Below are 13,277 nucleotides of genomic sequence, written 5' to 3'. Positions count from 1 at the left end.
GTCGACCTTTACAGCGGGGGTGTTACTTCTTGGTGATCTGGTAGTAGAGGGGCACCTGCTTCCAGGAGAAGACGACGTTGTCGACGTTCTCCGAGTAGCCGCCGACGATGTTGGAGTACCACAGCGGGATGGCCGGCAGGTCCTGGAGCAGGATCTCCTGGGCCTCGTTGTAGGACTGGTCCGCCGACTCGTCGTCGGTGGCACCGGCGGCCTGGCGCAGCTTGTCGTCGAAGGCCTTGTCGGAGTAGTCGCCGTCGTTGGAGCCGCCGTTGGTGGCGTAGAGCGGCTCGAGGAAGTTACCCAGCGAGGGGTAGTCGGCCTGCCAGCCGGTGCGGAAGCCGCCCTTGACGGTGCGGTTCTCGACCTCGTCGCGCATGGTCTTGAAGTCCGGGGTCGGCGCGCCGTTGGCGTCGATGCCCAGGTTGTTGCGCAGCTGGTTGGTCACCGCGTCGACCCACGCCTGGTGGCCGCCGTCGGAGTTGTAGGCGATGGTGAACTCACCGGAGTACGGGGAGATCTCGTCGGCCTTCTTCCACAGCTCCTTGGCCTTCTCCGGGTTGAACTCGAGGACCTCCTTGCCCTCGAGCGAGTCGGAGTGGCCCGGGATGACCGGGGAGGTGAAGTCGGTCGCCGGGGTGCGGGTGCCCTGGAAGATCGTGTCGGTGATCTCCTCGCGGTCGATGGCCATCGACAGCGCCTCGCGACGCAGCTTGCCCTCCTCGCCGGTGAAGTGCTCCTCGTCGGAGTTGATGGTGAAGGACTGGAAGATCGCGGCCGGCTTGTTCACCGAGCGGTCACCGAGCTCCTGCTCGTAGTTGGAGAAGGCGCTGTCCGGCACGGCGTCGAGGACGTCGAGGTTGCCGGAGAGCAGGTCGGCGTAGGCCGCGTCCGGGTTGGTGTAGAAGACGAACTGGACGCCGTCGTTCTGGGCCTTGCGGTCGCCCTCGTAGTTCTCGTCGGGCACGACGGTGGCGTCCTGGTTGTGGTTCCAGGAATCCAGCTTGTAGGGGCCGTTGCCCACGGGGTTCTCGCCGAAGGCCTGCATGTCGTCGTAGGCGACCTCGGGCAGCGGGTAGAAGGCGGAGTAGCCCAGGCGCGTGGCGAAGTCGGACTCCGGCTGGGTCAGCTCGATGGTGAAGGTGTGGTCGTCCTGGACCTTGAGGCCCTCCATGGACGAGGCACCCTCCTCGAAGCCGAGGATCGGCTCGAAGAAATAGGCGGACTTCTGGGAGTTCTCCACGGCGTAGTTCCACGCCTTGACGAAGCTCTCGGCGGTGACCGGGGTGCCGTCGGAGAAGGTCTCGCCGTCCTTGATCTTGACGGTGTAGTGCTGCGAGTCGTCCGACTCGATGGACTCGGCGACCTCGTTGTGCACCTCGCCCTCCTCGTCGTAGTAGACGAGGCCGGAGAAGACCAGGTCGATGATGTTGCCGCCGCCGACCTCGTTGGTGTCGGCCGGCAGCAGCGGGTTCTGCGGCTCGGTGCTGAAGGTGGTCACGTAGTCGCCGCTGCCGCCGTTGTCCCCGTCACTGGAGCAGGCGGCGATACCGAACACGAGCGCGCCGGCGGAGAGCACCGTCACGATCTTTCTGAGTTTCATGGTGCTTTTCTCTTTCACAGTCATAGGGAGACGGATCGGGATTAGGGGGAATATTACTTTTCGCTGTGACCGGGGGTAAAGGCGTTAGGCCCCGTACGCACGGACATTTCCGGTTGTGCCCGGTTTAGCTGGGAAAATACTAGTAACACCATTTAATGCTTCACACACATCCGGGGGTGATTTAATCTAGCTCACATTCTGCTATGCGGAATACCACATCTCTCCCGCGTGCCGAGAGCCCCACGCCCCGTTCCCCCGGAGCGACATCCCCGGCGTGCACGTCCCCGGAGCGACAGCTCCGCCCCCGCTCCCCCGGCGTGCGCGCTCCCTCGGCGTGCGCGCTCCCCCGGCATGCGTTCCCCGGCCGTGAGCATCCGCCGGCCGCATCCGTCCCCGGGTGGGGCGGCTCCCCGGGTGTGACGGCGCAGCCGTCACACCGACGGCGCAGCCGTCACACCGGCGACGCAGCCGTCACACCGTCACGCGCCCAGGAACCGGAAGGTGCCCGCCGACATGGCCGCACCCAGCGCCAACGCCGGGACGATGACGCAGACGGCGAGCAACGCGGCGTCGGCAAGCGAGACCGTCGAGGTCCGCGCCCACGTGCGCCTGCCCGCACGCCCGAAGCCGCGGGCCTCCATGGCCACGGCGAGCTTCGAACCGCGGCGCAGTCCGATGACCAGCAGGCCGAAGGAGAGGGTCGCCAGGTGGCGCAGGCGGCCGCGGTCGGCGATGCCGCGTGCCCGGCGCGCCCGGGACATCGAGACCCAGTCGTCGCGGAAGAGCGTGATCAGCCGGGCGCCGGCGATCGCGGCGATGACGAAGCGCTCGGGAAGGTGCGCGATCTGGGCGAGGCCGTCGCCGAGGTCGGTCGGGTCGATGTGCGCGACGAGCACGACCACCGGCAGCGCGACGGCGCACACGCGCAGGGTGACCGCCAGGGCGAGCTCGAGGGAGTTGTCGGTGACGTGGGCGACGAGGAAGGAGAAGTACTCGTGGCCCTGGGGCCTGCCGAAGAGCGCCATCGAGACGCCGGCGACGGGCGCGACGGCCAGGATCGGCCAGCCGCGCTTGGCGAGCGTCAGCGGTCCCACGCCGCACAGCGGGGCGAGTGCGACGGTGAGCACGAGCGCGACGGCCGCGGAGAGCCAGTCGACGCTGATCAGCAGCGGGGTCGTCATGAGCGCGAGCCCGGCGACGCGGGTGACGGGGTTGGTCTTCGAGATGAGGTTCACGCCCGCTCCCCCGTCCCGGCGCCGACGGTGACGCGGTGGTCGCCGAGGGCGGCCGCGAAGTCCTCGTCGTGAGTCACGGAGGCGACCGTGACACCCTTGTCGGTCAGGGCGCGCAGCATCTCGACCAGGCGGGCGAAGGTGCGCGGGTCCTGGCCGTAGGTCGGCTCGTCGAGAAGCAGCACCTGCGGGGCCGCGGCCAGCGCGGTGGCCACCGACAGGCGGCGCTTCTCCCCGCCGGAGAGCGTGAAGGGGTTCGCCGCGCGCAGGTGCGTCAGGCCCAGGGCGTCCATGAGCTCCTCGGCGCGGGCGTCGGCGGCCGCCTCGTCGAGGCCGGCCACCCGGGGGCCGACGGCCAGCTCCTCGGCGACGCTGCGCGCGACGAACTGGTGCTCGGGGTCCTGGAACACGGTGCCGATGCGGCGGGCCAGGGCCGCCGAGCGCCAGGTGTGCGGGGCGCCCTCGACACCGCGCAGACGCACCTCGCCGCGGCGGGGCCGGTCGAGGCCGCCCAAGGCGAGCAGCAGCGAGGTCTTGCCGGCGCCGTTGGGGCCGGTGATCACGGTCGAGCAGGCCTCGGGGAGCGCGACGTCCGGGGCCGCGCCCGCGCGGGTGACCAGGCCGCGGCCGGTGAGCACCGGCTCGGCCTGGGCACGTCCGGGGCGGGCGGCGGGCAGTTCGGGGCGGCCGGGCAGCTCGGCGGCGGTGATCTCGCGGATGCCGCCGCCGGCCTTCGGGGCGGCCAGGTGCAGGAAGCGGGTGGCCAGCGGGGCCCACAGCTCGGTGCGGTGCTCGGCGACGATGAGGCCCGCGCCGGTCTCGGCGCACACGCGCCGCACCGCCGCGGCGACGTCGCGGGCGCCCTGCGGGTCGAGATTGGCCGTCGGCTCGTCGAGCAGCAGGGTGCGCGCGCCCATGGCGATCACGCCGGCCAGCGCCAGGCGCTGCTTCTGCCCGCCGGAGAGCCGGGAGGTGGGGTGGTCCAGCGGCAGGTCGAGGCCGACGAGCTCCAGGGCGCGGCGCACGCGCGGCCAGATCTCGTCGGGGGCGACGCCGAGGTTCTCGCAGCCGAAGGCGACGTCGTCGCCCACACGTGAGGCGATGACCTGGCTCTCCGGGTCCTGCAGGACGAGCCCGACGGTGCCGTCGGTGTCGATGGTGCCCGTGCGCTCGCCCTCGTCCGCGCCGCCGAGCACACCTGCGACCGCGGCGAGAAGTGTGGACTTGCCGGCCCCGGAGTCACCGGTGAGCAGCACGCGCTCGCCGTCGGCGACGTCGAGGTCGACGTGCTCGAGGGCCGGGGTGCTGCGGGTGGCGTACCGGTAGCCGAAGTCGCGGGCGACGACGCTCACGCGCGGACCTCGCGGCCGGCCGCGAAGCGGTCCAGCGCACCGGTGCGCGCCAGCGCGCGGACCAGGGCGTGGCCGAGCAGGCCCGCGAGGACGGCGCCGGAGACGATCACGCAGCCGGCGTAGATGAGGTTGTACTCCAGGGTCTTGGCCAGATTGGCCGCGGTGAACAGCTCCAGGACGATCGCGCCGACGCCGGCGCCCGCGCCGGCCAGGGCCGCGGATACCGGCCCGAAGCGGCGGTAGGCGAAGGCGGCGAAGATCAGCTCGGCACCCAGGCCCTGGGCCAGGCCGGAGTAGACGGTGCCGATACCCCACTGGTTGCCCAGGGTCGCCGAGACGACCGCGGCGAGCACCTCGACGAACAGGGCGGCGCCGGGCTTGCGGATGACCAGGCCGCCGACGGTGCCGCCGAGCAGCCAGATGCCGATGGCGATGCCGCCCAGGCCCGGGGTCAGCGCGTCCATGGTGGTCGTCCAGGCGTAGCCGACGGAGTTCCACACCCAGAAGATCAGGCCGCAGGTCACGCCGAGCACGGCGGCGACGATGATGTCGACCACGCGCCAGTTCAGGCGGCCGGGGGTCTTGTCCTGCTTGTCCTTCTTGCCCCACTTGTTCTGCCTGGCCCGCTCGTTCTCGTTCTGGGCAGACTGGACTGGTGCCGCGTTCGCGGCAGGCGTGTTTTCACGCATGACGGACGGAATCCTTTCCTCGCGCCGGTGCTAACCGGATCAGGTTCTACGGTTCGCCGGGCCTTACCGGCATCTCAGCCCCTGCTTCCGGGGCTCCCGCGGATGACGCGTGTCACAGTAGCAGACCCCACCAAACCGCCCGTCCGTTAGGCTGGTCCGTCGTGAGTCTGAATGCACCGACGACGGCCCTCGTCCTGGAGGGCGGCGGCATGCGCGGCGTCTACACCGCCGGTGTACTCGACGTGCTGCTGGAGAACGACGTGCGCGTCGGCTGGGTCGGCGGCATCTCCGCCGGGGCGACCAACACCGTCGCCTACCTGGACGGCGACCGCCGCCAGCTGCACCGCAACTTCGTCGAGGCCGCCCAGGAGCCCGAGTTCGCCGGGCTCAGCTGGTTCCTGCGCGGCAAGGGGTTCTTCCACTCCGAGTACATCTACGCCGCCGACCGCTTCCCCGAGCGGCCCCGCCCCGAGATCCCGTTCCGCATCGGCGCGGTCGACGCGCAGACCGGCGAGCACGTCTACTGGTCGGCCGACGACGTCGACGGGATGGTCGACCTCTTCCACCGGGTGCGCGCCTCCTCGTCGCTGCCGGTGATCATGCCGCCCACCGAGATCGACGGGCGCGAGTACGTCGACGGCGCGCTCGGGCCCTCCGGCGGCATCCCCGTCGACGCCGCGGAGGCCGACGGCTTCGAGCGCTTCCTGGTGATCCTGACCCGTCCCCCGGGATTCGTGCGCCCGCCGCTGGGGCACCCGCGGGCGATCCGCACGCTGCTGCGGCGCCGCCCGGCGGTCGCCGAGCGGCTGCTGACGCGCCACGAGCGCTACAACGCGACGATGGCGCACCTGCGCGAACTCGAGGCCGAGGGACGGGCCTACCTCTTCGCCCCCGAGGGCGAGCTGGTCTCCTCGCGGGAGCTCGACGAGGCGCGCCTGAACGCCGCCTTCGACTCGGCGCGTGCCCAGGCCGAGCGCGAGTGGCCGGCCATCGCCGAGTTCCTCACGCGCGGCGAGGGCCCCGGAGACCGCGGGAACCCCTAAGACGGCGACGGCGCTTAAGACGGCGTGTGCCCTTCAGACGGAGACGGCGCCGGAGGCGGAGACCGCCCCGGCGCCGCAGACGCACACTGAGTGCCCTAGGCCTTCGGCTCCCCGTCCGAGGCACCGTCGGCGGTCTCGGAACCGGCGGCGCCGGCCGAGCCGGCGGCGTCGTCTGAGCCGGCCGAACCCGCGACGCCATCCGCGTCGTCTGAGCCAACCGCACCAGCCGGCCCCACGGCGTCATCCGCGTCCGCCGAGTCCACGGCACCGCTCTCCCCCTCCTCGGGGTCCCAGCTGCCGTCGGTGGCGGCGGAGTCGTTGACCTCCTCGAGGTACTCGCCGGTCTCGTAGTCGTAGCCGACGCGGTTGCCCTCCTCGTCGGTGCGCGCGTACCACTCGGTGTACTCGGCGGCCGTCGAGTCGAAGGCCGCGCCGGCGGCGTAGTCCTCGTCGGCGGTGCCCTCCACGGAGATCATCCAGTTGTCGCCGTAGTCGCGCACGCCGTGCAGCACGGCACCGGCCAGCGCCTCCTCGCCGAAGCGCTGCCGCAATGCCAGCGGGTCGCCGCGCAGCTCACGCAGCAGGGCGAGCATCATCAGGATCAGGATCACCGCGAAGGGCAGCGCGGTGACGGTGACGAAGTTCTGCAGGCCCTGCAGCGCGTTCTCGTTGCCGGCGAGCAGGATCACCGCGGCGATGCCGGCCATGCAGATCGCCCAGAAGGCGGTGACCAGGCGGTTGGGGTTGGGGTTGCCGCGCTGGCTGAGCTGGGAGTTGACCAGCGAGGCCGAGTCGGCGGTGGTGATGAAGAAGACGGCGAGCATGACCAGCACCACCGGCGCGACGATCTGGGCGCCGGGCAGGTGGTCGAGCACGATGAAGAAGATCTCCTCGGCCGGCGGCATGTTCGCCGGGTCGTTGCCGGGCACGATGTCACCGCTCTCGCGCTGCAGCCAGATGGCCGTGCCGCCCAGGATGGTGAACGCCAGGATGATGATGCTGCCGGGGATGAACAGCACACCGAGGACGAACTCGCGGATGGTCCGTCCCTTGGAGATCTTGGCCACGAAGACGCCGACGAACGGCGACCAGGAGACCCACCAGGCCCAGTAGAAGGTGGTCCAGCCGGAGAGGAACTCCTGCATGTCCTCGCCCTGGCCCATGTTCGCCGAGAGCGCCTCGGGCAGGGAGCCGACGTAGTCGACGACGACGGCCGGGATCATGTTGGCCAGGAAGGCCGTGGGCCCGACGACGAAGAAGAAGATCGCCAGCCCCATGGCCAGCACGAGGTTGATGTTGGACAGCCACCGGATGCCCTTGGCCACCCCGGAGGTCGCCGAGGCGATGGTGCCGCAGGTCAGCACGACGATGATGATCAGAGCGACGGTGTTGCCGGTCGTCGACCAGCCGGTGACCAGCTGGAATCCGGTGCCGATCTGCAGGGCACCCAGGCCCAGGGAGGCCGCGGTGCCGAAGAGGGTGGCGATGATGGCCAGCCCGTCGATGATGCGCGCGGGCAGCGAGTCGGTGTCCTTGTTGCGGAACAGCGGCGTGAGGATCGAGCTCATCAGCGGCACGCGCCCGCGGCGGTAGGAGACGTAGGCGACGGCCAGGCCGACCACGGCGTAGATCGCCCAGGCGTTGACGCCCCAGTGCAGGGCGGACTGCGCCAGCGCGCCGATGACGGCCTCCTGCGTCGCCGGCTCGTAGGCGCCGGGGCGGGGGCTCAGGTAGTGCGACATCGGCTCGAAGGGGCCGAAGAAGATGATGGCGATGCCGATGCCGGCGGCGAAGAGCATCGCCGCCCAGGACAGCGTGGAGTACTCGGGTTTCTCGTCGTCGAGTCCGAGCGGGATCTTGCCGAAGCGCGAGAACGCCAGGCACAGCAGCACGATGGCCATGCCGATGGCGACCACGGTGAAGATCCAGCCGAGGTTGACCATCAGCCAGTCGAGCGCGGCGCTGGAGACGTCGAAGACGTTCATCGGGGCGACGATGCCCCACAGGACGAAGGCGATGATCAACCCGCCGACGGTGAGCACGATGGGCCGGTCGACGCGGTAGCGGATCTTCTGGTCGTCGACCGAGACACCCGGCACCAGCGCCGGGTGGATGCTGTGCGGGTAGGTCACCTCGCGGAGGAACCGGCGGGCGCGCTCGACGTTGCGGTGCGTGCGCGGCCGGTCCTTCCCGGAGGCGGGTGAGGCTTTCGATTCCACGGAATCGTCCTTTCACTCGGCGGTCAAAATGACGTGAACCTCAATCAACGTTACGCGCGGCGGGCCGCATATATCGGCGCAGGGGGCCCGCTCCCTCCTATGGTGGAGAGGCATGTCCGACGTTTCACCGAACACATCCCGAAGTCACCACTTCGAGCGCAAGGTCCCGGGCGGCAAGCTCGTCGTCGTCGACGCCGTCGAGGACGGCGAGGCGATCACGGAGGTCTCCGTCTCCGGCGACTTCTTCCTCGAGCCCGAGGAGGCGTTCGAGGCGATTCACGACGCCCTGGTCGGCGCCCCGCTGTCCGAGGACACCGACGCGTTGACGGCGCGCCTGGAGCGCGCCCTGGCGGGCATGGACGTGCAGTTGCACGGCTTCACGCTTCACGACGTCGCGCAGACCACCCGGCGCGCCGTGCTCGGCGCGCGCGACCTCACCGACTTCGACTGGACCGTCATCCGCGGCACGGTCCAGCCCAGCCCCGTCAACGTCGCCCTCGACCAGCTGCTGCTCGAGCAGGTCGCCTCGGGCGAGCGCGGCCCGACGCTGCGCTTCTGGGAGTGGGAGGACCGCGCCGTGGTCTTCGGCAGCTACCAGTCCTACGCCAACGAGCTGGACCAGCGGGGCGTCGACAAGCACGGGGTGACACCGGTGCGACGCATCTCCGGCGGCGGGGCGATGTTCATGGAGGGCGGCAACTGCGTCACCTACTCCCTCTACGTGCCCGAGGAGGCCGTGCGGGGCTTAAGCTACGAGGAGTCCTACCGCTACCTCGACCAGTGGGTGCTCGCCGGGCTGAAGTCGCTGGGCGTGGAGGCCTGGTACGTGCCGATCAACGACATCACCTCCACCGGCGGCAAGATCGGCGGCGCGGCGCAGAAGCGCGTGCGCGGGGCCGTGCTGCACCACACGACGATGAGCTACGACATCGACGCCGACAAGATGACCGAGGTGCTGCGCATCGGCAAGGTCAAGATCTCCGACAAGGGCATCCGCAGCGCAAAGAAGCGCGTCGACCCGCTGCGCCGGCAGACCGGCGTGCCGCGCGAGCAGGTCATCGACGCCCTCATCGAGGCGTTCATGTCGCGCTACCCGTCCACCTCCGGCGAACTCGGCGAGGACGACCTCGCCGCGGCCCGCCGCCTGGTCGACGAGAAGTTCGGCACCGACGCCTGGACCCACCGCGTCCCGTGAGCGGCGCGACAGTGAAGGGAGCCCCGCGCCGCCCCTCCCCGCTCGGCGGGCGTCGGCCCACCCGTGCCGAACTCGACGACTTCTCCGGGATGCCCGACGGCGTCGACGACCTGATGCCGGCCGACCCCGATACGCCGGTCCGGCTGCTCATCGTCGGGATCAACCCGGGTCTGTGGACCGCGGCGGTCAACGCGCCCTTCGCCCGGCCGGGCAACCGCTTCTGGCCCTCGCTGACGGCCGCCGGGCTCGTCGACGGCGAGGTCGACGTGGCCGCGGGCATGTCCGAGGACCAGGTCGAGGCGTTCCTCTCGCACGGCCTGGCGCTGACCAACCTGGTCGCCCGGGCCACGGCACGCGCCGACGAGCTGACCCGCGACGAGCTGCGTACCGGCGCCGAGCGCCTGGTCGAGCGGGTGTCCCGGATGCGGCCGCGGGCGGTGGCGATCGCCGGGATCACCGCCTTCCGCGACGCCTTCGGGCGGCGCAAGGCCAAGATCGGCCGCCAGGACCCCGAGGGCATCGCGGGCTGGCCGGAAGACACCGCACTGTGGGTGGTCCCCCAGCCCAGCGGGCTCAACGCGCACTACCAGATCCCGGACCTCGCGCGGATCTGGAAGGAGGTCTGGGCGGACACCGAGTAGGCGCCGTTCAGTTCAGCGTCGGCGGGTCCCCTCCCCCACGAGCGAAGGCGGGCCGGTTGCCCGTGAGCGGCGGCGGAGCCGCCGCTCAGCCGCCGCTCAGCGCAGCCGGCGGGCGTTGCCCTCGCGGCGGGTCAGCCCGAGGGTGTCCATCTGCTCGAGCAGCGGCACCGCGATGCGCCGGGTGGTCTCCAGCGCCTTGCGCGCCTGCGAGAGCGTGAAGGGTGCGGGCAGCCCGGCCAGCGCCTCGACGGCGCGTGCCGGGGCGTCGGGGAGCAGGACCACGGAGCGGTCCGGCCCGATGCGGATGATGCGGCCGGCCTTCTCGGCGGCCGCCAGCTCGCGGGCGCCGAGGCGCAGGTCGGCCAGCTCGTCGGCCTCGGGGGCGCGGAAGGGCTCCTCGCCGAGCCACTCCTCGATCTGGGCGACCGACTCCTCGGCCGCGCCCAGGTCCACCTTGCGGGCGGGGTCGACCACGCGGCCGTCGCGCACGGTCAGCCCGGCGGCGGCCACCGCGGCGTCGAGAAGCCCGCCGTCGGGCAGGCCGAGCAGGTCGACGGCGGCCTTGCGCGCCACACCCGGGTTCATCCGGTCTGCGCCGGCCACGGCCTCGCCCAGCTCCTCCGCCCAGCGCTTCAGTGAGGCGGAGTCGATGAGCCAGCCGTCGCGGCGCTCGACGCCGGCGGGCGCCTCCTCCGGCACCCGCCAGCCCATGGTCGCAAGCGTCGCGGCGCGCACCGCCCCGCGGCGGGCGACCTCGGCGGCCAGGTTGAGCCCCGGCAGCTCGACGGCACGCCGGCGCGACGCACCGCGGCCTGCGAGCTCCGGCGGGTCGACGTCGAGGACTTCCACACCGGCGAGCACCGCGTGGTCGCCGGGGGCGCGCAGCACGAAGCGGTCGCCGCGGGTCAGCGGGAGCCTTCGCGGCAGGGTGAGCCGGGCGTGGGCGTCGTCGAGGCGACGCAGCCCGGCGTTGAGCTCGGCGGTGCCGATGTGCGCGGCGACCTCGCGCGGGGCGTCGGAGAGCCCCTCTCCGGTCACCACGCCGACGTCCACGGTGTCGGTCAGCCACCAGGCGTTCGGCGTGAGCAGGGCGTCGCCGCGGTGGATGCTGTCGGCGTCCTCGCCGCGCAGGTTGACCGCGACCCGGTTGGTCGGGCCGACGCGGCCCTCCTGGATCTCCTCGGACTGCAGGCCGCGCACGGCGACCTCCCGCGCGCCGTCGCGGGCGGCCAGGGTCAGCCGGTCGCCCTCGCTCAGGGTGCCGGCCGAGAGCGTGCCGGTGACCACGGTGCCCGCGCCCTTGATGGTGAAGGAGCGGTCCAGCCACACGCGCACCCGCGCCTGCGCGTCGGTCGCCGGCAGCCCGGCGAGCACCTCGTCGAGGGTGGCTCGCATCTCGTCGAGGCCCTCGCCGGTGACGGCGGAGACGGTGACCAGCGGGGCGTCGGAAAGCCCGGTGGGCGCCAGGCGCTCGCGCACCTGGGCCGTCGTGGCGGCAATCTGCGCGGCGTCGGCGCGGTCGGCGCGGGTGAGCACGACCAGGCCGTGGCGCACGCCGAGGGCGGCGCAGGCGTCGAGGTGGTCGGTGGACTGCTGCTGCCAGCCCTCGTCGGCGGCGACGACGAAGACGACGACGTCGACCGGGGCCAGGCCGGAGAGCATGTTGGCCAGGAAGCGCTCGTGGCCGGGCACGTCGACGAAGGCGACGTCACGGCCGGAAGGCAGGGTGGCCCACACGAAGCCGAGGTCGATGGTCAGGCCGCGGCGGCGCTCCTCCTCCCAGCGGTCCGGCTGCATGCCGGTCAGCGCCTGGACGAGGGTGGACTTGCCGTGGTCGACGTGTCCGGCGGTGGCGACGACGTACACTCAGGCCTCCTTGTCGGTGTCCGGGTCGGTGTCCGGGCCGGTGCACGGGGATTCCCGGAATTCCGGCGTGAGCGACTCGCGCGCGGCGCGCACGGCGGCCGCCAGTTCCGCGTCGCGCTCGGCGGGCACGCAGCGCGGGTCGACGAGGACCGCGCCCTCGTGCAGGCGGGCGAGCACGGCCGGCTCCCCTGCGCGCAGCGCGGCGGCCAGCTCCTCAGGCGACCCGGTCAGACGCACCGCCCAGCCGGGCAGCGGCACCCCGGGCGCTCCCCCGCCGCCGACGCGGCCGTCGTGGACGACGACCTCGCCGCCGACCGCGGCGGCCAGCGCCTCGGCGCGCCCGCGCAGCTCCTCTGCGTCGGCGTGCAGGTAATCGGCGACCGGGACCCGCGAGCCGGCGACGGTGGCCTCGAGGGCGGCGAAGCGCAGCTTGTCCATGCGCAGGGCACGGTAGAGCGGGTGGCGGCGCAGCCGGACGATCGCCTCGGCCCGGCCGAGCAGGACGCCGGCCTGCGGGCCGCCGAGCAGCTTGTCTCCGGAGGCGATGACCACGTCGGCGCCCTGGCGCAGCGCGGTGTCGACGTCCGGCTCGTCCGGGATCGCGGGATCGGGGGTCAGCAGCCCGGAGCCGACGTCGGCGATCAGCGCCAGATCGTGGTCGTCGGCGATGCGGCGCAGCTCGGGCAGGTCGACGCCGGCGGTGAAGCCCTCGACGCGGTAGTTGGAGGGGTGGACCTTGAGGATGGCGCGCGCCTCCGGGCGGGCGGCCGCGGCGGCGTAGTCGGCGGGGTGGGTGCGGTTGGTCGCGCCGATCTCGTGGAGGGCCACGTGCGCGGACTCGATGAGCTCGGGCAGACGGAAGCCGGCGCCGATCTCGATGAGCTCGCCGCGCGAGATGGCGGCTTCTCCCCCGCCGGCCAGCGCGGCGCACGACAGCAGGAGGCCGGCGGCGCCGTTGTTGACCACCACGGCGTCCTCGGCGGCCGGGCAGGCCGCCAGCAGCGCCGCCACGGTCGCGGCCCCGCGCTTGCCCGAGCGTCGGCCGCTCTCCAGGTCGAGCTCAACGTCAACGTAGCCGGCGGCGCGCTGCAGCGCCGCCACGGCGGCCTCCGAGAGCGGGGCGCGGCCCAGGTTCGTGTGCACGACCACCCCGGTGGCGTTGAGCACCGGGTGCATGGAGGTGGTGTCGAGTTCCGCCAGCCGCCCGGCCAGCGCCTCCTCGGCGCGCTCGGGGGCGAGCTCACCGGCGCGCACCGCCTGCTGGATCCCGCGCACCTCGGCGCGCACCACAGCTTCGCGGTGGGCGGCGAGCGCCGCCTGCGCGGCCGGGCCCGCCAGCAGGGTGTCGGTGCGTGGCACGCGCCGACGCGGGTCGGTACCGCCGGCGGCGGGCGACGCGGCGTCGGAAATCTCTTTCGTGCTCCTCCTGCGCCTGGACAT

Annotated in this window: 10 protein-coding genes and 1 riboswitch; of the genes, 3 read left to right on the top strand and 7 right to left on the bottom strand. The window is 72.2% G+C overall.

Going from position 1 to position 13,277, the window contains the following annotated elements:
* Nucleotides 1–22 precede the first annotated feature (22 nt).
* The 4 genes from CFRA_RS04240 to CFRA_RS04225 all read right to left on the bottom strand — a co-directional run bounded on the left by CFRA_RS04240 (nucleotide 23) and on the right by CFRA_RS04225 (nucleotide 4,873).
* Nucleotides 23–1,600 (bottom strand): peptide ABC transporter substrate-binding protein, encoded by a 1,578-nt coding sequence (locus CFRA_RS04240; RefSeq protein ID WP_075663602.1) that lies wholly within the window; start codon nucleotides 1,598–1,600, stop codon nucleotides 23–25.
* Nucleotides 1,601–2,079: 479 nt separating this feature from the next.
* Nucleotides 2,080–2,835, bottom strand: coding sequence for an energy-coupling factor transporter transmembrane component T family protein (locus CFRA_RS04235; RefSeq protein ID WP_075663601.1), 756 nt, complete (start codon nucleotides 2,833–2,835; stop codon nucleotides 2,080–2,082).
* Nucleotides 2,832–4,184: an ABC transporter ATP-binding protein gene (locus CFRA_RS04230; protein ID WP_075663600.1), complete on the bottom strand. Its 1,353-nt coding sequence runs from the start codon at nucleotides 4,182–4,184 to the stop codon at nucleotides 2,832–2,834. Before CFRA_RS04230 ends, CFRA_RS04235 begins: the two co-directional genes overlap by 4 nt.
* Entirely contained in the window at nucleotides 4,181–4,873 is a 693-nt protein-coding gene (locus CFRA_RS04225) for an ECF transporter S component (RefSeq protein ID WP_083666822.1), read from the bottom strand. The genes CFRA_RS04230 and CFRA_RS04225 overlap by 4 nt, the downstream gene beginning before the upstream one ends.
* Nucleotides 4,872–4,982: riboswitch (TPP riboswitch) on the bottom strand. (Overlaps the previous gene by 2 nt.)
* A gap of 52 nt (nucleotides 4,983–5,034) precedes the next feature.
* On the opposite strand from CFRA_RS04225, the gene CFRA_RS04220 reads away from it, so the two are divergent.
* On the top strand, nucleotides 5,035–5,916 hold the full coding sequence (locus CFRA_RS04220) for a patatin-like phospholipase family protein (RefSeq protein WP_245797679.1): 882 nt from the start codon (nucleotides 5,035–5,037) through the stop codon (nucleotides 5,914–5,916).
* Between the two features lie 95 nt (nucleotides 5,917–6,011).
* Here the strand turns inward: CFRA_RS04220 and CFRA_RS04215 are convergent, their stop codons facing one another.
* Nucleotides 6,012–8,048 (bottom strand): BCCT family transporter, encoded by a 2,037-nt coding sequence (locus tag CFRA_RS04215; protein WP_075664857.1) that lies wholly within the window; start codon nucleotides 8,046–8,048, stop codon nucleotides 6,012–6,014.
* A 199-nt stretch (nucleotides 8,049–8,247) separates the two neighbouring features.
* Here CFRA_RS04215 and lplB point away from each other — a divergent pair, with 199 nt between their 5' ends.
* A complete protein-coding gene (gene lplB, locus CFRA_RS04210) occupies nucleotides 8,248–9,330 on the top strand; it encodes a lipoate-protein ligase small subunit (RefSeq protein ID WP_075663599.1) in 1,083 nt (360 codons plus the stop codon).
* An 11-nt stretch (nucleotides 9,331–9,341) separates the two neighbouring features.
* Nucleotides 9,342–9,971, top strand: a complete 630-nt coding sequence (locus tag CFRA_RS04205; RefSeq protein WP_075663598.1) for a mismatch-specific DNA-glycosylase — start codon at nucleotides 9,342–9,344, stop codon at nucleotides 9,969–9,971.
* A 96-nt stretch (nucleotides 9,972–10,067) separates the two neighbouring features.
* On the opposite strand, the gene selB is transcribed toward CFRA_RS04205, so the two are convergent.
* The gene (selB, locus tag CFRA_RS04200; protein ID WP_075663597.1) at nucleotides 10,068–11,837 is read right to left on the bottom strand and encodes a selenocysteine-specific translation elongation factor; all 1,770 of its coding nucleotides are present in this window, start codon (nucleotides 11,835–11,837) and stop codon (nucleotides 10,068–10,070) included.
* Nucleotides 11,838–13,277, bottom strand: coding sequence for an L-seryl-tRNA(Sec) selenium transferase (selA, locus tag CFRA_RS04195; protein ID WP_075663596.1), 1,440 nt, complete (start codon nucleotides 13,275–13,277; stop codon nucleotides 11,838–11,840).

The sequence above is a fragment of the Corynebacterium frankenforstense DSM 45800 genome (assembly GCF_001941485.1).
In the GTDB taxonomy this organism is placed as follows: Bacteria; Actinomycetota; Actinomycetes; order Mycobacteriales; family Mycobacteriaceae; genus Corynebacterium; species Corynebacterium frankenforstense.
The sequence above is the reverse complement of the archived record's forward strand: the minus strand, read 5'-3'. Positions and strand labels throughout refer to the sequence as shown.

Excerpts from the sequence above, each read along its gene's own strand:
- CFRA_RS04240 (WP_075663602.1), bottom strand. The coding sequence starts at position 1,600 with ATGAAACTCAGAAAGATCGTGACGGTGCTCTCCGCCGGCGCGCTCGTG.
- CFRA_RS04225 (WP_083666822.1), bottom strand. The coding sequence starts at position 4,873 with ATGCGTGAAAACACGCCTGCCGCGAACGCGGCACCAGTCCAGTCTGCC.
- lplB (WP_075663599.1), top strand. The coding sequence starts at position 8,248 with ATGTCCGACGTTTCACCGAACACATCCCGAAGTCACCACTTCGAGCGC.
- selA (WP_075663596.1), bottom strand. The coding sequence starts at position 13,277 with ATGTCCAGGCGCAGGAGGAGCACGAAAGAGATTTCCGACGCCGCGTCG.